The 24,774-nt window shown below is 33.7% G+C and carries 22 protein-coding genes and 1 pseudogene; 10 read left to right on the top strand and 13 right to left on the bottom strand.

Annotated features, from left to right (window positions below):
- Positions 1-346: pseudogene (locus ACM55F_RS16925) on the top strand (IS1182 family transposase); the annotation flags it as partial.
- Between the two features lie 99 nt (positions 347-445).
- On the top strand, positions 446-1,333 hold the full coding sequence (locus ACM55F_RS16920; protein WP_416855000.1) for an alpha/beta hydrolase family protein: 888 nt from the start codon (positions 446-448) through the stop codon (positions 1,331-1,333).
- Positions 1,334-1,388: 55 nt separating this feature from the next.
- Here the strand turns inward: ACM55F_RS16920 and ACM55F_RS18790 are convergent, their stop codons facing one another.
- Together ACM55F_RS18790 and ACM55F_RS18785 are read right to left on the bottom strand one after the other, a co-directional pair.
- Complete coding sequence (locus ACM55F_RS18790; RefSeq protein ID WP_465245395.1) at positions 1,389-1,601, bottom strand: hypothetical protein; 213 nt, start codon at positions 1,599-1,601, stop codon at positions 1,389-1,391.
- Positions 1,601-1,738: a hypothetical protein gene (locus ACM55F_RS18785; RefSeq protein ID WP_465245396.1), complete on the bottom strand. Its 138-nt coding sequence runs from the start codon at positions 1,736-1,738 to the stop codon at positions 1,601-1,603. Before ACM55F_RS18785 ends, ACM55F_RS18790 begins: the two co-directional genes overlap by 1 nt.
- Before the next feature lie 234 nt (positions 1,739-1,972).
- Between ACM55F_RS18785 and ACM55F_RS16910 the strand changes: the two genes are divergently transcribed.
- Positions 1,973-2,224 (top strand): type II toxin-antitoxin system ParD family antitoxin, encoded by a 252-nt coding sequence (locus ACM55F_RS16910; protein WP_416854999.1) that lies wholly within the window; start codon positions 1,973-1,975, stop codon positions 2,222-2,224.
- Positions 2,217-2,510: a type II toxin-antitoxin system RelE/ParE family toxin gene (locus tag ACM55F_RS16905; protein ID WP_416854998.1), complete on the top strand. Its 294-nt coding sequence runs from the start codon at positions 2,217-2,219 to the stop codon at positions 2,508-2,510. The genes ACM55F_RS16910 and ACM55F_RS16905 overlap by 8 nt, the downstream gene beginning before the upstream one ends.
- A 55-nt stretch (positions 2,511-2,565) precedes the next feature.
- Here the strand turns inward: ACM55F_RS16905 and ACM55F_RS18780 are convergent, their stop codons facing one another.
- Positions 2,566-2,778: a hypothetical protein gene (locus tag ACM55F_RS18780; protein WP_465245394.1), complete on the bottom strand. Its 213-nt coding sequence runs from the start codon at positions 2,776-2,778 to the stop codon at positions 2,566-2,568.
- Positions 2,779-2,810: 32 nt separating this feature from the next.
- On the opposite strand from ACM55F_RS18780, the gene ACM55F_RS16895 reads away from it, so the two are divergent.
- Positions 2,811-3,116 carry a homocysteine S-methyltransferase family protein gene (locus ACM55F_RS16895; protein ID WP_465245393.1) on the top strand — a complete coding sequence of 102 codons (306 nt, stop codon included), beginning with the start codon at positions 2,811-2,813 and terminating at the stop codon, positions 3,114-3,116.
- A 231-nt stretch (positions 3,117-3,347) separates the two neighbouring features.
- Here the strand turns inward: ACM55F_RS16895 and ACM55F_RS16890 are convergent, their stop codons facing one another.
- Positions 3,348-3,575 carry a CDGSH iron-sulfur domain-containing protein gene (locus ACM55F_RS16890; RefSeq protein WP_143386209.1) on the bottom strand — a complete coding sequence of 76 codons (228 nt, stop codon included), beginning with the start codon at positions 3,573-3,575 and terminating at the stop codon, positions 3,348-3,350.
- A 411-nt stretch (positions 3,576-3,986) separates the two neighbouring features.
- Here ACM55F_RS16890 and ACM55F_RS16885 point away from each other — a divergent pair, with 411 nt between their 5' ends.
- Positions 3,987-5,039, top strand: a complete 1,053-nt coding sequence (locus ACM55F_RS16885; RefSeq protein WP_416854997.1) for a glycosyltransferase family 9 protein — start codon at positions 3,987-3,989, stop codon at positions 5,037-5,039.
- Between the two features lie 43 nt (positions 5,040-5,082).
- Positions 5,083-5,535: a VOC family protein gene (locus tag ACM55F_RS16880; protein WP_416854996.1), complete on the top strand. Its 453-nt coding sequence runs from the start codon at positions 5,083-5,085 to the stop codon at positions 5,533-5,535.
- Between the two features lie 74 nt (positions 5,536-5,609).
- On the opposite strand, the gene ACM55F_RS16875 is transcribed toward ACM55F_RS16880, so the two are convergent.
- From ACM55F_RS16875 to ACM55F_RS16845, 7 genes are all read right to left on the bottom strand, one after another.
- Complete coding sequence (locus ACM55F_RS16875) at positions 5,610-7,145, bottom strand: LysM peptidoglycan-binding domain-containing protein (protein WP_416854995.1); 1,536 nt, start codon at positions 7,143-7,145, stop codon at positions 5,610-5,612.
- A gap of 458 nt (positions 7,146-7,603) precedes the next feature.
- Complete coding sequence (locus ACM55F_RS16870; RefSeq protein WP_416854994.1) at positions 7,604-7,807, bottom strand: hypothetical protein; 204 nt, start codon at positions 7,805-7,807, stop codon at positions 7,604-7,606.
- Between the two features lie 51 nt (positions 7,808-7,858).
- A complete protein-coding gene (locus ACM55F_RS16865; protein ID WP_039109077.1) occupies positions 7,859-8,179 on the bottom strand; it encodes a hypothetical protein in 321 nt (106 codons plus the stop codon).
- 202 nt (positions 8,180-8,381) lie between these two features.
- Positions 8,382-10,649 carry an aconitate hydratase gene (locus ACM55F_RS16860; RefSeq protein ID WP_416854993.1) on the bottom strand — a complete coding sequence of 756 codons (2,268 nt, stop codon included), beginning with the start codon at positions 10,647-10,649 and terminating at the stop codon, positions 8,382-8,384.
- Positions 10,650-10,772: 123 nt separating this feature from the next.
- Entirely contained in the window at positions 10,773-13,544 is a 2,772-nt protein-coding gene (locus ACM55F_RS16855; RefSeq protein ID WP_416854992.1) for a bifunctional aconitate hydratase 2/2-methylisocitrate dehydratase, read from the bottom strand.
- Between the two features lie 345 nt (positions 13,545-13,889).
- Positions 13,890-15,011 carry an acyltransferase family protein gene (locus ACM55F_RS16850; protein WP_416854991.1) on the bottom strand — a complete coding sequence of 374 codons (1,122 nt, stop codon included), beginning with the start codon at positions 15,009-15,011 and terminating at the stop codon, positions 13,890-13,892.
- Positions 15,012-15,015: 4 nt separating this feature from the next.
- Positions 15,016-16,140, bottom strand: coding sequence for an acyltransferase family protein (locus tag ACM55F_RS16845; RefSeq protein WP_416854990.1), 1,125 nt, complete (start codon positions 16,138-16,140; stop codon positions 15,016-15,018).
- Between the two features lie 42 nt (positions 16,141-16,182).
- Here ACM55F_RS16845 and ACM55F_RS16840 point away from each other — a divergent pair, with 42 nt between their 5' ends.
- Positions 16,183-17,319, top strand: a complete 1,137-nt coding sequence (locus tag ACM55F_RS16840; RefSeq protein ID WP_416854989.1) for a hypothetical protein — start codon at positions 16,183-16,185, stop codon at positions 17,317-17,319.
- Positions 17,320-17,484: 165 nt separating this feature from the next.
- Here ACM55F_RS16840 and ACM55F_RS16835 read toward each other — a convergent pair whose 3' ends face one another.
- Both ACM55F_RS16835 and ACM55F_RS16830 read right to left on the bottom strand, forming a co-directional pair.
- Positions 17,485-18,438 carry an AAA family ATPase gene (locus ACM55F_RS16835; protein ID WP_416854988.1) on the bottom strand — a complete coding sequence of 318 codons (954 nt, stop codon included), beginning with the start codon at positions 18,436-18,438 and terminating at the stop codon, positions 17,485-17,487.
- Positions 18,439-18,515: 77 nt separating this feature from the next.
- Positions 18,516-19,943, bottom strand: coding sequence for a peptidylprolyl isomerase (locus ACM55F_RS16830; RefSeq protein WP_416854987.1), 1,428 nt, complete (start codon positions 19,941-19,943; stop codon positions 18,516-18,518).
- Between the two features lie 780 nt (positions 19,944-20,723).
- Between ACM55F_RS16830 and ACM55F_RS16825 the strand changes: the two genes are divergently transcribed.
- Both ACM55F_RS16825 and ACM55F_RS16820 read left to right on the top strand, forming a co-directional pair.
- Positions 20,724-22,166, top strand: a complete 1,443-nt coding sequence (locus ACM55F_RS16825) for an alpha-amylase (RefSeq protein WP_416854986.1) — start codon at positions 20,724-20,726, stop codon at positions 22,164-22,166.
- Between the two features lie 189 nt (positions 22,167-22,355).
- Positions 22,356-23,945 (top strand): peptide chain release factor 3, encoded by a 1,590-nt coding sequence (locus ACM55F_RS16820; protein ID WP_416855002.1) that lies wholly within the window; start codon positions 22,356-22,358, stop codon positions 23,943-23,945.
- Positions 23,946-24,774: the final 829 nt, after the last annotated feature.

Genomic DNA, 24,774 nt, shown 5'->3' with positions numbered 1-24,774 from the left:
AAATAATTATGAAATCTACCGCAGACGGCAAGCCATAGTAGAACATCCTTACGGTGTCATAAAACGCCAATGGGACTTTTATTATATCATGACAAAGAAAACCATCAAACACGCCTCAGCCGATGTAGGATTGATTTTCTCAGCCTACAACCTGCGCCGGATTTTTAATTTGATCGACCAAAATTTACTAAAACAATATCTAAAAGTATTGGCCCAATGTTTTGCCGTTCTAACAGCGCTTTTTAATACTTTTTATACCTTATTTTATTTTGAGAATGAGAAAATGGCTTTTATTAAAAAAAATTTTAATTGTAGTTTAAATCCCATATATTTACTCACTGATTAACCAAATAAAGTCTGTTTGAAGGTTTTTAGACGAACTGACGTTGGTGGCAATGCTAACGAAGACCAAGACAATTCAAAACATTTTTTAAATTAAACCAAAATGAACATTAACTTATTTCTTTGGTTATTACTAATAATTTTACCAGAAATGGTATTTTCTCAATCGTCCGACTTTACCACTCAAGATATAAAGTTTGAAAGTCAAGGAGTCACTATTGCAGGCTCGATTTTAACGCCTAAAAAAACATTTGCAGCAGTTGTAATTGTTCATGGGTCTGATCCTGTAAAAAGAGAAATGGAGTTCGCTAAACGTCTTGCTAAAGAAGGTATTGCTGTATTGACATATGATAAACGTGGAGTTGGAGAATCAGGCGGTGTATATGTAGGACCATCTGTTGGCACGAATAATATTGACACTACTAATCTTAATTTATTATCTCAAGATGCAAGTTCAGCAGTAAATACATTTCGAACCTATTTGAAAGATAAAAAAACACCAATTGGATTAGTTGGCTTCAGTCAAGCAGGATGGATAATCCCAATTACTGCAAGCAAAAATCCACAAATAGAATTTATGGTTTTATTTAGTTGCCCTACAATTACAACTCTAGAACAACTTCGATTTCAGTTTTATACTAATGGCAACAATAATTTTTGGGAAAATCATACAGAATCAGATGCTCGTGAACATACTAAAAATGACCCAGACAGGTATCAATTCGTTGCGACTGACCCAAAAATTTCCTTGAATACTCTTTCAATTCCAGGACTTTGGCTTTTTGGTGAGAAAGATATCCAAATTCCCGTAAAATTGTGCATAGACCAATTAAATACATTTAAAGTTCAAGGCAAACCTTTCGAATATACCTTGTTTTCAACATTAGGACACAATACTGCTTCTGATAATATTACAGCACCTGTTGATATTTCAATTCAATGGATAAAACAGAAAGCTTTGAACATTAAAAAGTCTAAAGCATCAAAATAAAGCACTGCCTACAATCGAGTAGACGGCTCCGCCAGAAACTGACGGAGTGCGCCTCTCACACCACCGCACGTACGGGTCTCGTATACAGCAGTTCGCAAAGTGATGGGTTGAGTTCCATGTAAATCTCCAACATTGATTGATAGCCTTTCTTCTTAAGTCGTAGTAGGGTAATTGTAGTGGTAAGAATTGGACTTTGGGCGATGCGCCATCCTCCTTTTCTGGTTCTGCTCCATGCATAAGCGTGGTCTTTGTCAATCCCTAGTCGCATCAGGTTTTTCCTTTTGCGTTCGGGTTTAGCTCATGTGTTTTTATTGTTTTTTTGGCATTCGTGATTTTCGCTTCGCTACAATTCTTCCAGTCCGTCCAAATGCAATAGCGCAGTCTATTGCGCAACCAACCATCAATATCTCGTAACTTTCCTTGAATACTAGTCCCTCGAAAATAGTTTAACCATCCTCGTTAGATTTGCTTCGCCTATTCGCCTATCGGCTCGGGTCGTTGATTTTTCGGATGCGTTCCTCGAAACTTCTCGGTGCGGTTTTGCGCGTCACTTCTTTTAGACTTTGCTTGAGGATTCCAAAAAAAATACGGAATAATTTGAAAAGTTACCATTTTTTGGTAACTTAGCTAAAAAAAATTATGGGACGAAATACTTCTATATCGCTTGGTAATCATTTCGAAAGTTTTATCGAACACAGTGTAAATGATGGAAGATTCAATAACGCAAGTGAAGTTGTCAGAGCCGGTCTTCGTCTTTTAGAAGATGAGGAAAATAAAATTGCAGCTTTAAGAAAAGCGATTAATGATGGAATTGAAAGTGGACGTGCAGTAGATTTTGATGCTAAAAAACATCTTAACGTTTTAAAAGCAAGAAAAACATCAAATGGCTAAATATTATTTAACAAATAAAGCTGTTGATGACTTAACTGAAATTTGGGATTATACAATCGAAACTTGGTCTGAAATGCAAGCTGAAAAGTATTATGATTTACTTATGGCATCATGTGATGATCTAGCAAATAATCCAAAACTTGGTAGAAACTATGATATAGTTACGAAAGGAATATTAGGTTTTAAATCAGGTGAACATATTATCTTCTACTCAATTATATCAAAGAACGAAATAGAAATCGCAAGAATTCTTCATGGAATGATGGATTTAAAAAGTAGACTATAAGGAACCTCACATAATCGAGTAGACGGCTCCGCCAGAAACTGACGGAGTGCGCCTCTCACACCACCGTACGTACGGGTCTCGTATACAGCGGTTCGCAAAGTGATGGGTTGAGTTCCATGTAAATCTCCAACATTGATTGATAGCCTTTCTTCTTAAGTCGTAGTAGGGTAATTGTAGTGGTAAGAATTGGACTTTGGGCGATGCGCCATCCTCCTTTTCTGGTTCTGCTCCATGCATAAGCGTGGTCTTTGTCAATCCCTAGTCGCATCAGGTTTTTCCTTTTGCGTTCGGGTTTAGCTCATGTGTTTTTATTGTTTTTTTGGCATTCGTGATTTTCGCTTCGCTACAATTCTTCCAGTCCGTCCAAATGCAATAGCGCAGTCTATTGCGCAACCAACCATCAATGCTATCAGGGCAAATGCATCCTGTAAAAGCCATGCAGAATTAGACGAGGCCACAGAATTAGACAGGGGAATTCCGCGCGAATTGGGCAAAGAATACAAAAGGTTGAAGGATTCTTTTAGCCATTTAAATGTATTTGGTGGCTGCTGCGGTACCGACGAAGAACATATTTTAGAAATTATCAATCAAATGAAAACAACGTGACATTGATTGAATGTGCATAACCGCCGTTTCAAGCAATTGCGGGATTTTTCTTCACCGGCAATTTCTATTTCACGAAGAAATATTATCTTCGGCAGAGAGAACTCGGTCCGCTTTGATTCGCAACTGAGTCAAGCGGCCTAACGTTATACACAAATTAACCTAAGAAAACAAAAAAGCTATATCTATAAAGATTTAGCTTTTTTATTTGATCGAATCAGAAAACAGTATTTCTTACTTAGTTTTCATCGGTGGCAAATCAAATGCTTCTGCTTCATGTTCAAAATTGTTACGGTGTGAACCATCGCAAAAAGGTTTATTAGATGATAATCCACAACGACAAAGACCCAATGCGGTTCTTCCTTCCAATCCATAAACTTTACCTTCGAAGTCCATTATTTCGAAATCCCCTTCAATTTTTATAGATCCGTTGCGATTAATTATTAGTTTCGTCTTACTCATAGTGCTGTTTAATTTTTTAGAGTCCAAAGATTGTAAAATATATGCTTACCACTTTGAAATCGCTATTTTTTTATGATGCAAAAAGCTAATTTACATTAATTCTATATTATGTAAAAGGGAAATTATGAAGTAATAGTAGCCAACTGAAACAAATCAGATCTGATACCAAATCAATTACAACCAAATTCTTTCTATAGAAAGGAGGCTTCACACAGAATATAAATTCTGATTCTTAGTTCCCTTTTTATTTTATGGTATAAGCCGAATGATTTCTATCTATATTGTACATTTGTCAAGTACGAAGTACATTTTTGGGCAGTGTTTAATTATTTCATATTTTGTTTCATGAATATTCACAACCTTTTTAATTTTAACTAAAAAGAATTCAATACCCTATAATATTTCAAAAGCATGAGTATTTTACAAAAAGTAAATGTTTACAGAAGGATTTTAACGCACAGCCTGACTAAAAATATTGGTAGTTCACAAAAGAATCAAAAAATTGATTTGACTCAAAAAATTGAAATTAAAAGAGTTTTAATTTCTAGGCCCAATCACAGATTAGGAAACCTTTTGTTAATTACGCCGCTAGTGCAAGAAGTTGTCGCCACTTTTCCAGAGTGTAAAATTGATTTATTTGTAAAAGGAGGCTTAGCGCCAATTGTTTTTCAAAATTATGAAAACATCAATTACATTATTGAGCTTCCTAAAAAGCCTTTTAAAAATTTAATAGCTTATTTTCAAGTTTGGATAAAAATCAAAAAACAACACTATGATATTGTCATCAATGTAGATAAAGGTTCTTCATCAGGAAGATTGTCTGCACAATTTGCTAATGCAAAATATAAATTTTTTGGCGAAGTTGACGAAAACATTCAATTGAAATATACCGATTATGAGCATATTGCAAAATATCCGGTCTATGAATTTAGAAGTTTTTTAACCAAATTAGGATTTAAGAAAAACGAGAATCCAGTTCCATCATTAGACCTCAAGTTAAGCCCTTTAGAAATTGCTGAAGGTCTAAAAATAGTGAAAGAAATAGTAAAAAACGACATAAAGACAATTTCTATTTTTACTTATGCCACTGACGATAAATGCTATTCGGAATCTTGGTGGGAAGAATTTTATGAGCGATTAAAAACGGAATACCCAAATTATAATATTATTGAAGTTTTACCCGTTGAAAATATTTCACAAATTGGATTTAAAGCACCTACCTTTTACAGTAAAGATGTTCGTGAAATTGGATCTGTTATTGCAAATACCGTGATTTTTATTGGTGCTGATAGCGGCATTATGCATTTGGCCAGTGCTTCACAAACCCCTACAGTAGGTTTGTTTTCACGTCCTAATCTAAACATGTATTCGCCATACAATAATAATAGTGTGGCAATAAATACCAATACCAATAATACGGATGATTGTATTAAAATCATCAATCATATTCTTACTATCAACTAAATTAACACTACATTTTCCTTACTAAAACCAAAATTACATCAACATGAAAAAAACACTCTTTTTAGTTCTTACACTTGTATTTACTGGATCCCTTTGGGCACAGGAAACCAACTCATTTTCTTTAACTATGGATCATGCAGCACTTTCAGTAAAAGACTTAGATCGTTCGGTTGATTTTTACACAAACGTTTTGAAACTTAAAGAAATTACCAACCTCACCAGAAAAGAAGGTATTCGTTGGATTTCTTTGGGAGATGGAAAAGAATTACATCTAGTCTCCACTATTAAAGAACCTGTTACAATAAATAGAGCGGTACATCTTGCGTTTAAAGCCATCAACTTTGATGAACTGGTAAAAGTATTAGAAAATCTAAAAATCACTTATTCGGATTGGCCTGGAACGCTTGATAAAATCAACGTTCGTGCTGATGGCATTAAACAAATTTATTTTCAGGATCCAGATGGGTATTGGATTGAGGTAAACAGTGTGAAATAAAAACACTTTAAAAAACGAAAAACTCCCTTTATCTGGGGAGTTTTTCGTTTTTTATAAGAGCCAAATCACTGAAATTATTGTACTACTCGATTAATTTGAGTGAAATTTTTCTCATAATATTTTTCTTTGGTAGAGGAAATAATTACTCCGTTACTTACTGAAGAATGAATAAATTTGATTTCTCCCTCGCAAACTTCTACCACCATTCCTACGTGATTGATTTGGCTTCTGCCGTTCGTCTTGAAGAAAATTAAATCGCCTTTCTGAGCTTCTTCAGTATTGATTTTAGTCCCATAGTCAGATTGTTCCCGCGAGGTTCTTGGCAACTTAATATCAAAAGCTTCAAAAGTGGTACACATCAAACCAGAACAATCAAATCCAGCTTTAGAAGTGCCTCCGGTACGGTATCGCGAACCAATATTTTCTGAAGCGCGTGCTATCAATTGCTCTAGGAATTCATTGCTAAAAGTTGGTTTTAAAAAATTTTTGTTTTCTCCATTGTTACTTTCTGCCATTGCATTTTGAAATCGATAATTTCCAGTATTACTAGATTCATCATTTCTGTTTTCAGTCGTTAAAACTGCTGCACGATTACTTGAAGAATCACCTTTGCGAATATTTAATTTATAACCTAACGGAAGCGTATTTTTAATTTCTGGGTTTTGTTTTTCTAATTCCTGAACCGTGATTCCGTATTGTTTTGCGATACCATATTTAGTTTCTTTAGGCAATACTTCCCGAACAATCACTTCTGATGTTGAATTTGAAGTCTCATTTTCTTGAGGAACAACGACTAATTCTGTTTTTGGTAAATCAATTTTCGGTTGAAGAATAACCGCTTCTTCAATTTTTGGTAAAACCGAAGATGTATTAGGAATAACCGCAAGTGTTTCTTTTGGCACTTCTTTGTTTTGTTGCGCAACAACAGCCATTTCATTTATTACAGATGCATTACCGGGAATATTAATTTTTTGACCCACTCTAAGTGATTTAACGCCTATTGCTGGATTAGCTTTATCAAATTCCTTGATTGTGATTCCGTATTGTTTCGTGATCGAATACTTAGTTTCTTTTGGTAAAACTTCCCGTGAAAATGTTTCTGAAGTTGGGATTACAGTTTCACTCACTTGAGATACAGCATCTGATTCTGTTTTTGCTGAAGCTTTTTTTGATTGGGGAAGAACTGTTATTTCTGTTGAAGATGCGTTTTGGGGAATGGTAATTTTTTGACCTATTTTCAATCCTGAAGATTCTAAGGTTGGATTGGCTTCGTTTAATACTTTTAATGTAATTCCGTATTGTTTTGCGATTCCGTATAGTGTTTCTTTGGCAAGTACTTCGTGTTCTTTCTCTTGATAATTTGTTGCAACCTTAGATTTGGTATTGGTATTTTTTGGAGCAGTAACAGGGATTAATAATACTGAATTGAGTTTTAATAGATTCTTGGCTTTTGGATTTAGTTTATAGATTTCGCTTTGTTTTACATCATATTTCTCTGCAATGCTCGAAATGGTTTCCCCTTTTACGATTGTATGTTTCTTGGTACTTTCCTGAGAAAAAAGTACCATACTATTCAATAAAAACAATGTTACAACTAATCTTAAACTCATATTCATTTATTTCAAATTACTTACCCCATTTTATTCTCCTTAGCAATTTCGGGATATAATTATTAAATCTCGCTAGGGTTTCTTTTTTCAACTATTTTATATTTTTTTAAAATTCAAAAAAATGGTATCTCTTTTCAAAAAAGAGGGCAAGAATAAGTTCATTTTAAAATCTAATTGAATTTTTTGTTCGAATTGCAAAAGCAACTTAAACAGTAACGCGGTACAATCCTAATGTATTGTTGCGCTAAAAATAAATATTCTAATGAAGTGATGATTTGTATTTACAATCAAAAAAGGCTTCACTGAAAAATTTATCTACAAAAAAGCTAATTTAAGTTATAAAGTTTAAAAAACAATATTTTTTTTTGATTTTAACGTGTAAAAAAAAGAAAACGCCTATTTTTTAGCATTTTTCAGGTCTTTTTTGAACAAAAAATTCCATTTTATTTAAAATAACACTATTCACTTCTTTTTTTTAAATCGTAAAATCCAAAAGAAATCGTCTCCCCGATTTCTAGCCCTGATGAAAGTGGAAAGCCTTTTGAGATGGAATTGCATTTTTTTCCTGAGAAAAAAGAGCGACCGGCGGAAGCTCCTTTTTTATCTTGGAAAAAAGCAATTTTATGAAAAATCTTGAAGCGGTCAGCAGGAAATAGCTCCAAAAAAACCACCCCATTTTATATGAAGTGGTGCTTTTAGTTCTTTCGCTTTCATTACATTACATGAACATCATGCCATTTTTCTGCAAGTTTACTGAGGTTAGCTCGCATTAAATCATCAGGAGTCATTGCAATCCTAAACTCGCAATTGGCTTCAAAATTTAAAAACCAAGGTTCAGCAATAGATGGAATAGCAGAAGCATCAGGAACTTCAACTACCATAACCGCACCTCGATTACCGTCTTGTTCAGAAAAATAAATACTCTCTGGTTTAATATCTTCAATCACTCGACTGATGATCTCACCTGCTGTACCATTTCTAGCCATTGAGTTGAAAGGCTCAATAGGGAAGATAACATTAACTAACATTCTCATCGCAATTAGATTTAAAATTAATAGTGACTAAAGATACAAAATAGTCGAATCATTTTAAACTTCAAAACACTTATTATCAGTATTTTAACTTACAATTAATATGTTTTAAAATGAGAAATACCACTCTTCGAAGAAAACCCCATGAAACAAAAAAACTCCCAAGTTGCCTTGAGAGTTTTGAATATAAAATATTTTAATTTACTTATGCGTTACTAGCAGCAGCAATTAAGTTTAATGCTGAACCAGCAACGAACCAACCAATTTGCCCTTCGTTGTAGGTATGGTTTGCCAAGATAATATCTTTGGTTCCATCCGCGTGAACGAATTCTAATGTTAATGGTTTTCCTGGAGCGAAATCTACTAAATCTGTGAAGTTGATAACGTCATCTTCTTGAATTTTATCGTAATCTGCTTCGTTAGCAAATGTCAATCCTAAAAGACCTTGTTTTTTAAGGTTTGTTTCGTGGATACGAGCAAATGATTTTACCAATACTGCTTGAACACCTAAGAAACGAGGTTCCATAGCTGCGTGTTCTCTGGAAGATCCTTCTCCATAATTGTGATCTCCCACAACAATAGAAGGAACTCCAGCTGCTTTGTAAGCTCGTGCTACAGCTGGAACGGCATCATATGCACCTGTCAATTGATTTTTAACCGAATTGGTTTTATCATTGAAAGCATTAACTGCTCCAATCAACATATTGTTAGAAATGTTATCTAAGTGACCACGGAAACGCAACCATGGACCAGCCATAGAGATGTGATCTGTAGTACATTTCCCGAAAGCCTTAATCAATAATTTAGCTCCTGAAATATTTTTACCGTCCCAAGGTTGGAATGGTGCCAATAATTGCAAACGATCTGAAGTTTCGCTAACTACGATTTGAACTCCTGATCCATCAGCAGCTGGTGCTTGAAATCCTGCATCTTCTACAGCAAATCCTTTTTTAGGTAATTCATCACCATAAGGAGCACTCAATTTTACTTCTTCACCATTATCATTAATCAAAGTATCTGTCAAAGGATTGAAATCCAAACGACCTGAAATTGCTAATGCAGCAACCATTTCTGGAGACGTTACGAAAGCATGTGTGTTTGGATTACCATCAGCACGTTTAGAAAAGTTACGGTTAAAAGAGTGAACGATTGTATTTTTCTCTCCTTTATCAGCTCCTGCTCTATCCCATTGTCCGATACATGGTCCACAAGCATTTGTAAATACTTTGGTTCCCATTTTTTCGAAAGTAGCGATGATTCCATCTCTTTCGATTGTATATCTAATTTGCTCCGAACCTGGGTTGATACCAAATTCAGCTTTTGGACTGATTCCTAATTCAACTGCTTGGTTTACGATAGACGCTGCACGAGCCATATCTTCGTAAGAAGAGTTCGTACAAGAACCGATTAATCCCCATTCTACTTTAATAGGCCATCCATTAGCAGCAGCTTCTTCTTTCATTTTAGAAACTGGTGTACCTCTGTCCGGAGTAAAAGGACCATTAATATGTGGCTCTAATTCAGAAAGGTTAATTTCGATTACTTGATCAAAATAAGTTGCTGGATCAGCATATACTTCTGGATCGGCAGTTAAATAAGAAGCTACTTTATCAGCAGCATCTACTACATCTTGACGACCTGTTGCAGAAAGGTATCTTCTCATAGACTCGTCATAACCAAATGTAGAAGTGGTAGCACCAATTTCGGCACCCATATTACAAATAGTTCCTTTTCCAGTACATGACATTGAAGTAGCTCCTTCTCCAAAATACTCAACAATAGCACCTGTTCCCCCTTTTACAGTAAGAATATCAGCTACTTTAAGGATAACATCTTTTGGTGCAGTCCAACCAGAAAGTTTTCCAGTTAATTTTACACCTATTAATTTTGGAAATTTTAATTCCCAAGACATTCCTGACATTACATCTACTGCATCAGCTCCACCAACACCAATAGCTAACATCCCTAATCCACCTGCATTTACAGTATGTGAATCGGTACCAATCATCAAACCTCCAGGGAATGCATAATTCTCCAAAACGATTTGGTGAATAATTCCTGAACCTGGTTTCCAAAAACCAATTCCGTATTTATCAGATACTGAAGAAAGAAAATCAAAAACCTCTTTAGATTGTTTATTTGCTGCAGCTAAATCAAATTCAGCTCCATTTTTAGCCAAAATCAAGTGATCACAGTGAACCGTTGTAGGAACTGCAACCGTTTTCTTTCCTGCATGCATAAATTGCAATAATGCCATTTGAGCTGTTGCATCTTGACAAGCAACTCTATCCGGAGCAAAATCAACATAATCAACACCTTTTGTAAAAGCTTTAGATGGAGTTCCATCCCAAAGGTGACTATATAAAATTTTCTCAGTTAAAGTTAGTGGACGACCAACTATTTCACGTGCTGCATCAACACGACTAGTCATGTTCGCGTACACTTTTTTAATCATTTCAATATCAAAAGCCATAAGATTTATATATAATTGTTACTATTCTATTTTAAACATACAAGATACAAAAAAATAGAGTATAAAAAAAAGCCTGAGTCATTAGACTCAGGCTTTTAAATTATAATTAACTAATTATGTGAATTATTTAACTAATAACTTATGAGAAGGTGCAAACTTAGTCAGATTAATTCCTTCCACTGCAGTTTTATATTCTTCTATTGTTGGAGTTCTACCAAGGATTGTAGATAAAACCACAACCGGTGTAGAGGAAAGTAATGACTCTCCCTTTTTACCTTCAGTATCTTCTACGACTCTTCCTTGGAAAAGACGAGTAGATGTTGCCATCACAGTATCACCTTTGGCAGCTTTTTCCTGGTTACCCATACAAAGGTTACAACCCGGGCGCTCTAGATATAACATATTTTCATATGAAGTACGTGCCGCAGCTTTAGGAACATTATCGTCGAATTCGAAACCAGAGTATTTTCTCAAAACATCCCAGTCACCTTCAGCCTTAAGTTCATCTACGATGTTATAAGTAGGTGGCGCTACTACAAGCGGTGCTAGAAATTCTACCTTACCTTTTTGCTCTTCAATATTCTTAAGCATTTGAGCAAGGATTTTCATATCTCCCTTGTGAACCATGCAAGAACCGATAAATCCAAGATCTACTTTTTTAACTCCTCCATAGAAAGATAAAGGTCTGATGGTATCGTGCGTATATCTTTTAGAAACATCAGCATTATTTACGTCAGGATCAGCAATCATTGGCTCAGCAATCTGATCAAGATCTACAACAACTTCAGCGTAATACTTAGCATTTGCATCTGGTCTTAGTGCTGGTTTCTCGCCTGATATAATTTCGGCGATTCTCTTATCGGCAATAGCAATCAGTCCTTTAAGAACTTGATTTTTGTTATCCATTCCCTTATCAATCATAATCTGAATTCTACCCTTCGCAATCTCTAGTGATTCAATCAAGGTATAATCCTCAGAAATACAAATCGAAGCTTTTGCTTTCATTTCTGCAGTCCAGTCCGTAAACGTAAATGCTTGATCCGCATTAAGAGTTCCAAGGTGAACCTCAATGATTCTTCCTTGAAATACATTCTCTCCACCAAATGTTTTAAGCATCTGCGATTGTGTAGCATGAACTACATCTCGGAAATCCATATACCCTTTCATGTCTCCTTTGAATGTTACCTTCACAGATTCAGGAATTGGCATTGAAGCTTCTCCAGTAGCAAGTGCAAGAGCAACTGTTCCTGAGTCAGCACCAAAAGCAACACCTTTAGACATTCTTGTATGAGAGTCACCACCGATGATGATAGCCCACTCGTTTACAGTAATATCATTAAGTACTTTATGAATTACATCCGTCATTGAATGATAAACCCCTTTCGGGTCACGAGCCGTGATCAAACCGAAGTCGTTCATGAATTTCATCAATCTCGGAATATTTGCTTTAGATTTATTATCCCAAACAGAAGCAGTGTGACAACCTGATTGGTAAGCACCGTCAACAATTGGAGAAATCACAGTAGCAGCCATAGACTCCAATTCCTGAGAAGTCATCAAACCAGTTGTATCTTGCGAACCAACAATATTTACGGTAACACGAACATCTGAACCAGCGTGTAAAACTTTACCCGGAGTTGAACCAACTGCGTTTTTATTAAATATTTTTTCTACAGCTGTAAGACCTTGTCCTTCAACAGAAACCTCTTTTGACGGAGCATATACCGGTACAATATCAATACCAAGAGTCTTTGATGCAAATGTTTGAAGTTTTTTTCCAAATACAATAGCGTAAGACCCACCAGCTTTTATAAATTCAATTTTCTGAGGTGTGAATGCCTTAGAAATATCAATCAATTCTTTATCTCCGTTATAAAGTTTCTTTGTTTTTGTGTTGATTGTAAGAACAGTACCAGTAGCAACAGAATAAACTTCCTCAAGAATAGGATCACCGCTTTCATTACGAAGAACGTTACCATTTTCATCTAATTTTTTTACCCAGTTTTTAAGGTCAAGACCAATACCACCCGTAACATCAACTGTTGTTAGGAAAATTGGAGAAATTCCGTTTGTTCCTGCAACGATTGGAGCAATATTAATAAATGGAACATATGGGCTTGCTTGTTTTCCACTCCAAAGTGCCACGTTGTTTACACCTGACATTCTTGATGAACCAACACCCATAGTACCTTTTTCAGCAATCAACATCACGCTTTTGTCAAGATGCTGTGCTTGTAGTGCTTTGATTTCATCTTGTGCTTCAGGAGAAATCAAACATTTACCATGAAGTTCACGATCTGATCTTGAATGCGCTTGGTTACCTGGAGAAAGTAAATCAGTTGAAATATCTCCTTCACCAGCAATAAAAGTAACTACCTTAATTTCTTCTGCTATTTCTGGTAATTTAGTAAAGAACTCAGCCTTAGCATAGCTCTCTAGAATTTCTTTCGCTATTCCGTTACCGCTTTTGAAAGCAGCTTCTAAACGATCTGTATCTGCTTCATAAAGAAAAACTTGTGTCTTTAAAACTTCCGCAGCATCTTTTGCAATAGCAACATCATTACCTAAAGCTAAATCAAGTAAAACGGCTATAGAAGTTCCACCTTTCATATGCGACAATAACTCTAAAGCAAAAGCAGGAGTAATTTCAGCAACTACTGATTGACCTAGAACGATTTCTTTTAAAAAATTAGCTTTTACAGTAGCAGCAGGAGTAGTTCCTGGAACAACATTGTAAATAAAGAAGTTAAGAGAATCTGCTCTGTACTCGTTATTTAAATCTTTAATTTGCGCAATAATTTCGCTTAACAATTCAGCACCATCAATTGGCTTCGGGTGAAGTCCCTGAATTTTTCGTTCTTCGATCTCCTTGATGTAATCGTTATAAGTGTTCATAATGATATCTTTTCAATGTTGTATGGCAGATTTCCTTGATTATTTCAAAATAAAAAAGCCATAATATTAGTTTTTTTTTATTTGTGATGCAAACTTAAGAATTAAAGATGAGAATTTAAAAAAATTTAATGGAAGTCGCATTTTGAAAAATTATTATTGCAAAATAATAATTTACACTGCATTAAATTGATAAAATAGCAGATTTTAATACATAATAATAAACAATCGATAATATAGCGCCTTTTTTTTAACAAAGTCGAAATTGAATGTTATAACAATGAATCATTATACGGCTATTCCAAGCACAATACCTTTCTAAATTAAAGTTATAATATGATTATGCAATTATTTTAACGTCTTGATAAATCGATTAATAAGCAATCGTTGATAAAAAGTGAATAACAAAAAAGCAATCAAAAAAGTAATCAAAAGGTATAAAACTAAAAATAAAGACAGCCTAAACCAATGGGACGAAATCTTAGGGTAATTATATACCAGTAATTGATATACAACTCCAAAATACACAAGATACAATGTAAAAGAAATAGAACTTATATAACTGATCGGATTCTTAATCCACGAGGCAATGGATTTCCATTCTGATAACAATGGAAGAAAAAAAGCAATAGACAATGAGGTCAAAGGCAAATAAAACACATTCCAAAACAGTTTATGATTTTCTATTAAAAGCTGAAAATGACCTACACCAACAAAAATAAAAACGATTCCTAGACTTCCCAAAAATGCAACTAAAAACTTTTGCTTTTTCCAAACAGATAGAAAATGCACTTGAAACCAGCTAAATAAAACCCCGACAAAAACAGCATCTAATCTATAGATAACAACCGATTTTAAGGAAAAAGCCCATTGATTAATATCTGTATTCCTTGTATTAGCATTGTAAATCAATTTCGTGAGAAAAAAAAGAAAAACAAGAACAAGGGTAGTTATTAAAAATATCTTTGATTTACCAATGGTTTTAAAAAACAAAATAAATACCCACAATAAAATTGGAAAAAGAATACTGGCAAACAATATGATAGGTAAAACAAAAGATTCAGAAAAAAAAGCAGGTATTGCAGTTGCAAAATTTTGTAGCAGAAAAACATATTTCCAACTTTGCACAATAGAATAGTCATACCAAAAAGCAATTAAAACATTGATTAGCAGAATTAAAAAATAAAGAGGAAGAATTCGAATCCCAAGACCTTTTAGAAAATAAATAATACTAGAGCCTCCAAAATTTTCATTTATAAATAAACCGTACACTATTTTCCCCATAAAAAAACCACTCAAAACAAAGAAAATTTCAACGCCAATAAAGTTAAACAAACTTGCCAACTGCCATATCAGCCCGTTGAATTGTGGAGCAATCCAAATACATTGAGCCAACAAAAGCATGCCAACACCAATTGCTTGCATTAAATCCAATCCAAAAATTCTTTCCGTGTTTGAGTTTGTAATCATAAATTCAAGTTTTTAAATCCCTTAATCTTGTAATTGGTTTTTCAAAGTAATTATATAACAAGTAACTCAAAAGAAAAGTTATTATAAGATAAACAAAAGTAAAAAGGTGTAATTGCATTAGGCTAAGTGCTGTGGTATCTACGAAATGTTTCATTATAAAAAGCACGATACTATAATGTACTAAATATATAGCATATGAAAGTTCACTAACCCATTCGACTGGTTTTACACATCGTAATGGGCCTAATTTCCATTCTGAAAAAAAAGGCAAAAAACAAACCAAAGCAACCGAATTTAGTGGCAAACAAATAACATTCCAAAAAAACGGGCTTTCGTTTATCTTAATTTTTAAATAGCCTAAAAACAACAACAATGACACCGTTAAGAAAACCCCAATTAATGCAAAACCATATTTTGATTTTTTCCAAAATTTTGGATATTCACAAGATACAAATCCAAATAAAACTCCAATCAAAACGGTATCTACTCTATAAATAACAACAGAACGCAGTGATAAATTCCATTGCAACATCGTGGTATTGTATGTATAAAAATTATAATATACTTTCAGAATAAAAGAGAAAACAATCAACCCAATAACAACGGATAAAAAAATAGTTTTACGTGAAACGGTCTGGAATATTTCTGAAAAACCAAATAGTAAAAAAACCGTAATCAAATAACCATATTCTTTAATAGGCATACTCCATGATTCCGGAAAAAAAGGAAGTAATGGCGATGCAAAATTCTGATAAAATAAAAAATATTTCCAGGATTCCGCAAGAGGAAACCCGATAAAGAACCCAATTATAAGATTTACAAAAATAATCAAATAATAGTTTGGTAAAATTCGAATCAAACGTCGATTCAGAAAATTAATCGTAGTTTTTAAACCATAATCCTCTCTAAGAAATTGCTTAAAAATAATACTTCCAATCAGAAAACCACTCATTACAAAAAACAATTCCACTCCAAAAAAACCACACATATCAATAGCTTTTGAGAACAAGCTCGAACTTAGTGGATAAATCCAGGAAGCATGAGAACACAAAACTAATGCAATGGAAACGACCCGTAACAAATCTAGTCCAAAAATCCGTTTCGAAGGCTTTTGTGGTGCTTCAATCATTTAAAATTGTATTTTTGATTTTTTCGAATAGGATAAAAAAGTATGACAAAATCAAAGATATATAAATTATCAGGAGTTTTTATTTTACTCTGCATTATTGGCACCGGAATTTGGTATTGGCAACTTCCAAATCGGCATAAAGCGATACTAAAAACTACTTTTCTTCTGAAAACCGGATTAGTAGACAACCAATGGTTTATTGACAATTCTCATCAGGAATACAAAATGATTTCCCCGACTTTTTACATTGACGGGATTTACAAATCAATGGAAGGTCCAAAATCATCTAATTTTATACAACTTTCACAAGATTCCACCTTACTTTGGATCACTGGTTTTCATGTTAAGGCATTGAACTCGAAAACCAAAACTCAAATTTCCAATGATTTTATATGTCATACTAATATCGATTTTAACGATGTAAAATACTTCAGCAATTTTCATCTTGAAAAAAGAATAGGTATTTACTATCCGAGATTAACCTCACTTTCACATGGTCTGGAAAATTTTAATTTTCCAAATGGATATGGCGTTCCTATGAAAGGTAACGACATGCTTTATATTACTACACAATCCTTAAACCATAACTTTCCTGACGCCAATTACCTAATAAAACATGAAGTGACTATTGATTACTCAAAAGACAATACGATTATAAAACCTTTATTAAGCCGAACAGTTTTCATCATGCTGCCCTACAATAAAGTCGACCCTTTTAAAAGTCCGATTTACCCCGGAACCGATTTTTGCACTCCAATAGAAACCAAAAATCACAGTTATGAGGACGGAAAAGGGAATGTTTTATCGGGACATTGGGTAATACCTGTTGGCAAGAACACCTATCGAAGTTCGATTGACAATCAATTACAAATTGAAGACAGCCTGCGATTGCATGCCGCGGCAGTTCATGTACATCCTTTTGCCACTTCCATCAATTTGTTTGACAAAACAACACAAAAATCAATTTTCACGAGTCACATGAATAACCATAAAGACAAAATAGGCCTTTCAAATATTGATTCCTTTAGTTCAGAAGCAGGAATTTGGTTGTATAAAAACCATAAATATGAATTGGTTTTGGAAGTCAACAATACATCTACTGTTGCCCAAGACATGATGGGAAGCATGTTTTTATTCTTTTATGATACCGAATTGGATGCCGTTATAAATAAAAAATAAGTTCACAGCTCACAAAACTCCCCAGAGAGGATAAGAACTGCTATTTTTTAAATTACTAAGCGGGGCAGTTTCATAAGAAAAAATCATAGTTGTCTTTTTATTTGGTTAAATAAAATATAAATAAATTGACTTTGTGTGAGTATCTTTTTTTATAGTTCTTATAATTTACAACAAAGATGCAATAATCATTTCTTCTGTAATTCCCTCGGCATCAGCTTTGTAATTTTTAATAATTCTATGACGTAAAATTCCTGTTGCCACAGCTTTTACATCTTCGATATCAGGAGAAAATTTTCCGTTGAAAGCGGCATTTGCTTTGGCAGCCAAAATTAAATTCTGTGAAGCTCTTGGTCCTGCTCCCCAATCCAAATAGTTTTTTATAAATTCATTCGACAGTACATTATCCGGACGCGTTTTACTGACCAATGTAACCGCATATTCAATCACATTATCAGCGACAGGAATTCTGCGAATCAAATGTTGAAAGTCGGTGATTTCCTGTGCCGTAAATAACGGATTTATTGTATTATTCAAATCGGAAGTCGTACGTTTTACCACTTGAACTTCTTCTAAAAAAGAAGGATATTCCAGCTTTATGGCAAACATGAATCGGTCTAATTGTGCTTCAGGCAAAGGATACGTTCCTTCCTGCTCGATAGGATTTTGAGTTGCCAATACAAAATATGGCAAATCTAATTTATAATTTTCACCTGCAATGGTAACGGAACGTTCCTGCATGGCTTCTAGTAAAGCCGCTTGTGTTTTGGGAGGCGTTCTGTTAATCTCATCCGCCAGAATAATATTCGAAAAAACAGGTCCTTTTATAAATTTGAATTTTCGGCTTTCGTCTAATATTTCACTTCCCAAAATATCCGATGGCATTAAATCCGGAGTAAACTGAATCCTTTTGAAATCAAGTCCTAAGGCTTGCGCCAAAGTATTTACCATTAATGTTTTTGCTAATCCAGGAACTCCCACTAAAAGCGCATGACCTCCAGAAAAAATACAAAGTAAAATTTGATCCACCACCGCATCCTGACCAACAATTATTTTTGCTATTTCGTTTTTTAGCTCATTTCTTTTTTGAACTAAGTTATGTATTGCTGCGACGTCAGACATTTAGAATGTATTTTAAATTAAAAAGAGTTAGCTTTATGAATTCATAAAGCTAACTCTTTTTATTTATTTTATAAAAATTATTTTTTCAACCAGTTATTTGTAAAAGTACAATCTCTGTATTCTCCAATAATTTTAATATAGGTTTCTTTGATTTTTTCATCGAACCATTTTCCGATAGCTTTGATTTGTTTCTCTTTTAAAGCCAATTCTTTAATTTTGATATAATCTTTAGCGTAATCAGCTGTATGTTCGTTTATTCTATTAGTTACGGTAATCAACTTAAATTTTTTCTTTCCTTGCTCATCTTCCATGAACGGCGCAGTAATTTCTCCTTCTTTCAAATTTGAAACTTGACTGTATAAACTAGGATCCATTTTTGTTAATTCAAAACGTGTATCCTGTGTTTTTGGGTTAATTAATGCTCCACCGTTTGCTCTGGTTTCTTTTTCGTCAGATAGCGTTCTTGCTGCTTCCGCAAAAGTAATCTCTTTATCCTCAATTCTTTTTCGAATTAAAGCAATTTTTTCTTTCGCCTCGTTCAATGATTCTTCAGACACAGTTGGTGTCAATAAGATATGACGCAATTCTATTTCTTGTCCTTTTATCTTTTCTACATATATAATATGATATCCAAAATCCGTTTCAAATGGAGCTGAAATTTCTCCTTCGGCAAGACTAAAAGCGATATCTTTAAATTCTTTGACGAATGGTGTTTTACGATTCATTTTATAATATCCTCCATTGGATCTTGAACCTGGATCTTGTGAATACAAAACTGCTTTTGTAGCAAAACTGGAACCTTCTTGGATTTCTTTTTTGAAACCATTAAGTCTGTCTATCACTTTTTGCTTCTCAACATCCGAAACTTTAGGAGTGATTACGATTTGCGCTACTTCCATTTCGGCACCAAAAAGAGGAAGCTCAGTTGAAGGTATTGTTTTGAAAAAATTACGTACTTCTTCAGGTGTGATTTCTACTTCATCGACAATCTTTTTTTGCATTTCAGAAGTCAACTTCCCTTCTTTCAAAATATCAAAGAAATAAGTTCTAAATTCTTCTTCGGAATTTTTCTTGTAATACTTCACCACTTTATCCAAAGATCCTAGTTGCTCTATCATATAGTTCACTCGATCGTCCATCATTCCTTTCACTTCAGAATCCGTTACCTTGATACTGTCTTGTATCGCTTGATGCGCATACAATTTATCTTCCAGTAATTTCCCCAACATCTGACATCTTGTAATATCTTTTACAGAACCACCTTGACTGGAAATTTCCAAGTAAGACTTATCAATATCTGAATCTAATATGATGTAATCACCAACTGTAGCAATAACACCGTCAATTTTTAACTTTTGATTAGATGACGTTTTTACAACAGCAACAACTGCACTATCTTTTATAATTTCCTGAGCACTCATAACAGCACTTAAAAAAAACATAAGACAAAAAGTAAGTGCAATTTTATTATTTATGAATCTCATTTGTATTGTTTTTAATGGCATTTTTTAAATTTATTTTTATCGTAAACTATCGTTATTTTTCTATCTTCAAATCTGTTTTGATAGGACCATTTTAATTTTGGCCAAATATACACTTTAAGAACCAAGAAATCAATTGAATTTATAATACAATTACTTACATTTCTTTAAACTTAAAACGAACAAAAATAACAATTCAATTACATAATACAAGTTTCCTACCTAGTATTAACAAAAAATTATAAACGCATTTATTTATTGCGATATTTAGCTCCTAGATAGTAAAGAAACTGAACGTTAGAAATGAAAAAATAAAATCTTCATTGTACATTCTTGAATCGTAACAGTATCGTTTTATTTCCCTTTTTCAAACATCCTAGCTTTTTTGTAAAATCTGTTTTCCTTTTTCTAATATTTCATTTACTCTAAATGGAGTTACAATTAAAAAAATCATTCCCCAAAAAAAATATCAAAAAACCAAGGTTTAAAATTTTCATTTTCAGTACTCTATTTAAAAAGTTGTAAACACTACAACGTTTTCGTTAAGAATTAAAAAAAATCTCATGATCATCACATAAGAATTTATATAAATTAGCTAAAAAAGTGATTTTTTATCAAAATATTAAACATAAAAATAAATTTATAATAATTATTTAATTTATTTTTTTGGTTTTAATAAAATGAGCTTTAATTTCTAACCTTAAAAAAACCACTAAATAAAAATTAAATTTCTAGAAATCATATTGCATTCTATTTTTCAATTGTTACCCCAAAATCTATTACTTAACCTAATTTATTCATTTTATGAAAAAACAAAATTTTAAAGCGTATCTGTTATCAGCCTTATTAGTTGGTATGTATTCGTGTAATTCGAATGACGATCTGGTAACCGATTCATCTACAGCAGTTTCACAATTCAAAGTAATCAACGTTACTCATCACGACGGACAACCTTTCAGCACAGGAAAATCGACTAATTCAACAACTGGAAGGTACGTTGCAAATCCTGGCGGTGGCGTTATGATGCAAGCTTTTTATTGGGACGTTCCTGCTGGCGGAAACTGGTGGAATACTGTTAACACCAAAATAACTGCTTGGTCAAATGCTGGTATTGGTTCCATCTGGCTTCCTCCGGTTTCAAAAGCGCAAAACGGACCATTTTCTATGGGTTACGATCCAACAGATTATTTTGATTTTGGAAATTACAATCAAAATGGTACTGTAGAAACCAGATTTGGTTCCCGCACAGAATTAGAAAGTCTGATAACTAAAGTGCACGCCGAAAACATGCAAGTATATGCTGATATGGTATTAAATCACAATAGCGGTGGACAATTAGAAAACAATCCTTTTACAGGAACACAAACCTATACTAATTTTACTAGTGTCGCTTCAGGCAAATTCCCTAGGACCAGTGCTGATTTTTATAAAAATGCTTACGGAAACAACGATGAAGGTGCTTTTGGAGGTTTTCCTGACTTAGCTCATGTGGTGCCAAATGTACAAGACTGGCTTTGGAAAAGAGCAGATGGCGTAGGGAAATATTATAAAAACACCATGAAATTTGATGGTTGGAGATTTGATTACGTGAAAGGTTTTGCTCCTTGGGTTGTCAAAGACTGGAATGCAAACGTTGGTGGCTTCTCCGTTGGTGAATTATGGGATTCTAACGTAAACATACTTAACGATTGGGCGAACAACGCCAACAGTTCTGTATTTGATTTTGCCTGTTACTATAAAATGAACGATGCATTTGACGGAAACAATCTAAATATTTTGAATGATGACATGATGTGGAAAAGAAACCCTTACAAAGCGGTTACTTTCGTCACCAATCATGACACCGATGAAATTTGGAAAAAAGAATTAGCGTACGCTTATATTTTAACGCACGAGGGATATCCAACTATTTTTTATAGAGATTATGAAGAATGGTTGAATAAAGCGAAACTGGATAATCTTATTTGGATTCACAACAATAAAGGAACGGGAACTACTTCTATTTTATATACAGATACTGATGAATATATCGCCCGAAGAAATGGCTATAATGGAAATCCTGGTTTAGTGGTTTACATTAACAACTCATCAACTTGGCAAGAAAGATGGATTCAGACGAATTGGGCTAATGCTCAAATCAAAGATTTTACAGGAAATTCAACTTGGTTTCCTACAACCCAAGGTGATAAATGGGTTAAAATTCAGTGCCCACCAAATGGATATTCTGTTTGGTCAATCAACATGTAACACATAAATATCATTAAGGCTGTCTGAAAAGGCAGCCTTCTTTTTTATCAGCTGTTAAATATTTGCAATTCTAATATTGATTTAAAATCTCAAGAATTGCAACTTCAAAACTCGCCTACTCCATTTAGAGTATACAATTTTTTTAATTGGCATTTATAAATAGTACTTTTGCAAACTATTTATACAAATATGGGCTTTTTAGAAGAAATACAACGCAGAAGAACTTTCGGGATTATCTCACATCCTGATGCCGGAAAAACAACACTTACTGAGAAACTTCTCCTTTTTGGTGGGGCTATTCAAGAAGCAGGTGCTGTAAAAAACAACAAAATCAAAAAAGGTGCTACCAGTGACTTTATGGAAATTGAACGTCAGAGAGGAATTTCGGTTTCTACTTCGGTTTTAGCATTCAATTATAAAGACAAAAAAATAAATATTCTAGATACTCCGGGACACAAGGATTTCGCCGAGGACACTTTTAGAACCTTGACCGCTGTTGACAGCGTTATTGTTGTAATTGATGTTGCCAAAGGTGTTGAGGAACAAACAGAGAAATTAGTTGCTGTTTGTAGAATGCGAAAAATTCCAATTATCGTATTCATCAATAAATTAGACCGAGAGGGAAAAGATGCTTTTGACTTGATGGATGAAGTGGAACAAAAACTGGGTTTAACAGTTACTCCATTAAGTTTTCCAATAGGAATGGGTTATGATTTTCAAGGAATTTATAATCTATGGGAACAAAACATCAACTTATTTAGTGGCGACAGCCGTAAAAATATTGAAGAAACAATTGCTTTCTCCGATGTTCAAAATCCAGAATTAGAGAAAATTATCGGTCAAAAACCTGCTGACAGATTACGTGAAGAACTAGAGCTGATAGACGAAGTTTATCCAAAATTTGATCGTCAGGATTATTTAGATGGGAAATTACAACCTGTATTTTTTGGTTCGGCATTGAATAATTTTGGTGTAAGAGAACTATTAGATTGTTTTGTTCAAATTGCTCCATCACCAAGACCAAAAGATTCTGAAACACGATTAGTAGATCCCAAAGAAGAAAAAATGACTGGATTTGTTTTTAAAATCCATGCCAATATGGATCCGAAACACAGAGACCGTCTGGCCTTTATAAAAATTGTTTCTGGAACTTTCGAAAGAAACAAACCGTATTATCACGTTCGCCAAAAGAAGAATTTAAAATTCTCCAGTCCAAATGCTTTTTTTGCCGAGAAAAAAGAAATTGTAGACATATCGTATCCTGGTGATATTGTTGGTTTACATGACACAGGAAATTTCAAAATTGGAGATACGTTGACCGAAGGTGAAATTATGAGTTTTAAAGGAATTCCTAGTTTCTCTCCAGAGCATTTCAGATATATAAATAATGCTGATCCAATGAAAGCTAAACAGCTTGACAAAGGTATTGATCAGTTGATGGACGAAGGTGTTGCACAATTATTCACCTTAGAAATGAATAACAGAAAAATTATCGGAACCGTAGGAGCACTTCAATATGAAGTTATCCAATATCGACTAGAACATGAATACGGTGCAAAATGTACCTATGAAAATTTTCCTGTTCATAAAGCTTGCTGGGTGAAACCAAATGATTTAAAAAGCGATGAGTTTAAAGAATTTAGAAGAATTAAACAAAAATTCTTGGCTCATGATAAATACGGACAATTGGTATTTCTAGCTGATTCTGACTTTACAATTCAAATGACACAAAATAAATATCCAAATGTTAAATTATATTTCACTTCGGAATTTGATTAAGGTACTTATAAAAAAATGTTTATTCCTGAGAAAGTGATACTGGATTAATAAAAAATAAAGTACAATTTTAAAGAGGCTGTCCAAAAATAGACAGCCTCTTTAGGTTTTAATAAGTTACAATTTTAAAAGCCATCAAACATTTGGACATGTTAACTTAGCAATCACAGAAAGTTAAGAAAAATCTTAATTTTAGCTTATGAAACAAGTGCGCAAAATTTATGACAAAGCTTTTAAAGAGAAAGCGATCCAATTGAGTTTATAGAATAAACATATCAGAATTCGCCAAAGAATTAGGAATAACAGCCCCACAATTTTATAAATAGAGCAAAGAGTCCGAGGAGTTTGAAGAAGGAATTTTTTCTGGAAAAGAAAATTTAAAACTAATTCCCGAGCAAGCAAAAATTCATGAACTGGAGAAAAAGCTCAAAGATTGAATATGCTACAAAAAGTGTCCATTTATCGTTCTGAAATCAAGCTGAAAACCACCTATAAGTCATATACAGTAAATGTTTCCCTTGACAACTTTAGCTTTTTTTCTACAAAAAACTGGTGTTATTCAGATAGCCTAAAATTGTATTTTTATCTTCATTTTAGGAAACAACTCGATAGGTCCCCGCCTCTGTATTGTGAAATCACATCAGGAATCTCTATTTTTTCAACTACAGAATTTATAAGTTTTTCCGAATGATTTTCTGGAATTAAAACATTTAAATCTAAATAAAAAAAATATTTATTCATGAACAGAATGGGATTTAAATACAGCTTGCATTCTCAGTTTTTATAATGCCTAAAAATACAAAATCTAACCATTTTATAAAAAAACTGCCCG

Origin of the sequence: Flavobacterium melibiosi (genome assembly GCF_048158545.1) — a bacterium.
GTDB classification, from domain to species: domain Bacteria; phylum Bacteroidota; class Bacteroidia; order Flavobacteriales; family Flavobacteriaceae; genus Flavobacterium; species Flavobacterium melibiosi.
This window is presented reverse-complemented; position numbering and strand designations above follow the sequence as displayed.

Bases quoted from the DNA above. Each gene is read 5' to 3' on its own strand.
- ACM55F_RS16920 (WP_416855000.1), top strand. From the start codon at position 446: ATGAACATTAACTTATTTCTTTGGTTATTACTAATAATTTTACCAGAA.
- ACM55F_RS18790 (WP_465245395.1), bottom strand. From the start codon at position 1,601: ATGCGACTAGGGATTGACAAAGACCACGCTTATGCATGGAGCAGAACC.
- ACM55F_RS16910 (WP_416854999.1), top strand. From the start codon at position 1,973: ATGGGACGAAATACTTCTATATCGCTTGGTAATCATTTCGAAAGTTTT.
- ACM55F_RS16905 (WP_416854998.1), top strand. From the start codon at position 2,217: ATGGCTAAATATTATTTAACAAATAAAGCTGTTGATGACTTAACTGAA.
- ACM55F_RS18780 (WP_465245394.1), bottom strand. From the start codon at position 2,778: ATGCGACTAGGGATTGACAAAGACCACGCTTATGCATGGAGCAGAACC.
- ACM55F_RS16895 (WP_465245393.1), top strand. From the start codon at position 2,811: ATGTGTTTTTATTGTTTTTTTGGCATTCGTGATTTTCGCTTCGCTACA.
- ACM55F_RS16890 (WP_143386209.1), bottom strand. From the start codon at position 3,575: ATGAGTAAGACGAAACTAATAATTAATCGCAACGGATCTATAAAAATT.
- ACM55F_RS16885 (WP_416854997.1), top strand. From the start codon at position 3,987: ATGAGTATTTTACAAAAAGTAAATGTTTACAGAAGGATTTTAACGCAC.
- ACM55F_RS16880 (WP_416854996.1), top strand. From the start codon at position 5,083: ATGAAAAAAACACTCTTTTTAGTTCTTACACTTGTATTTACTGGATCC.
- ACM55F_RS16875 (WP_416854995.1), bottom strand. From the start codon at position 7,145: ATGAGTTTAAGATTAGTTGTAACATTGTTTTTATTGAATAGTATGGTA.
- ACM55F_RS16865 (WP_039109077.1), bottom strand. From the start codon at position 8,179: ATGAGAATGTTAGTTAATGTTATCTTCCCTATTGAGCCTTTCAACTCA.
- ACM55F_RS16860 (WP_416854993.1), bottom strand. From the start codon at position 10,649: ATGGCTTTTGATATTGAAATGATTAAAAAAGTGTACGCGAACATGACT.
- ACM55F_RS16855 (WP_416854992.1), bottom strand. From the start codon at position 13,544: ATGAACACTTATAACGATTACATCAAGGAGATCGAAGAACGAAAAATT.
- ACM55F_RS16850 (WP_416854991.1), bottom strand. From the start codon at position 15,011: ATGATTACAAACTCAAACACGGAAAGAATTTTTGGATTGGATTTAATG.
- ACM55F_RS16845 (WP_416854990.1), bottom strand. From the start codon at position 16,140: ATGATTGAAGCACCACAAAAGCCTTCGAAACGGATTTTTGGACTAGAT.
- ACM55F_RS16840 (WP_416854989.1), top strand. From the start codon at position 16,183: ATGACAAAATCAAAGATATATAAATTATCAGGAGTTTTTATTTTACTC.
- ACM55F_RS16835 (WP_416854988.1), bottom strand. From the start codon at position 18,438: ATGTCTGACGTCGCAGCAATACATAACTTAGTTCAAAAAAGAAATGAG.
- ACM55F_RS16830 (WP_416854987.1), bottom strand. From the start codon at position 19,943: ATGCCATTAAAAACAATACAAATGAGATTCATAAATAATAAAATTGCA.
- ACM55F_RS16825 (WP_416854986.1), top strand. From the start codon at position 20,724: ATGAAAAAACAAAATTTTAAAGCGTATCTGTTATCAGCCTTATTAGTT.
- ACM55F_RS16820 (WP_416855002.1), top strand. From the start codon at position 22,356: ATGGGCTTTTTAGAAGAAATACAACGCAGAAGAACTTTCGGGATTATC.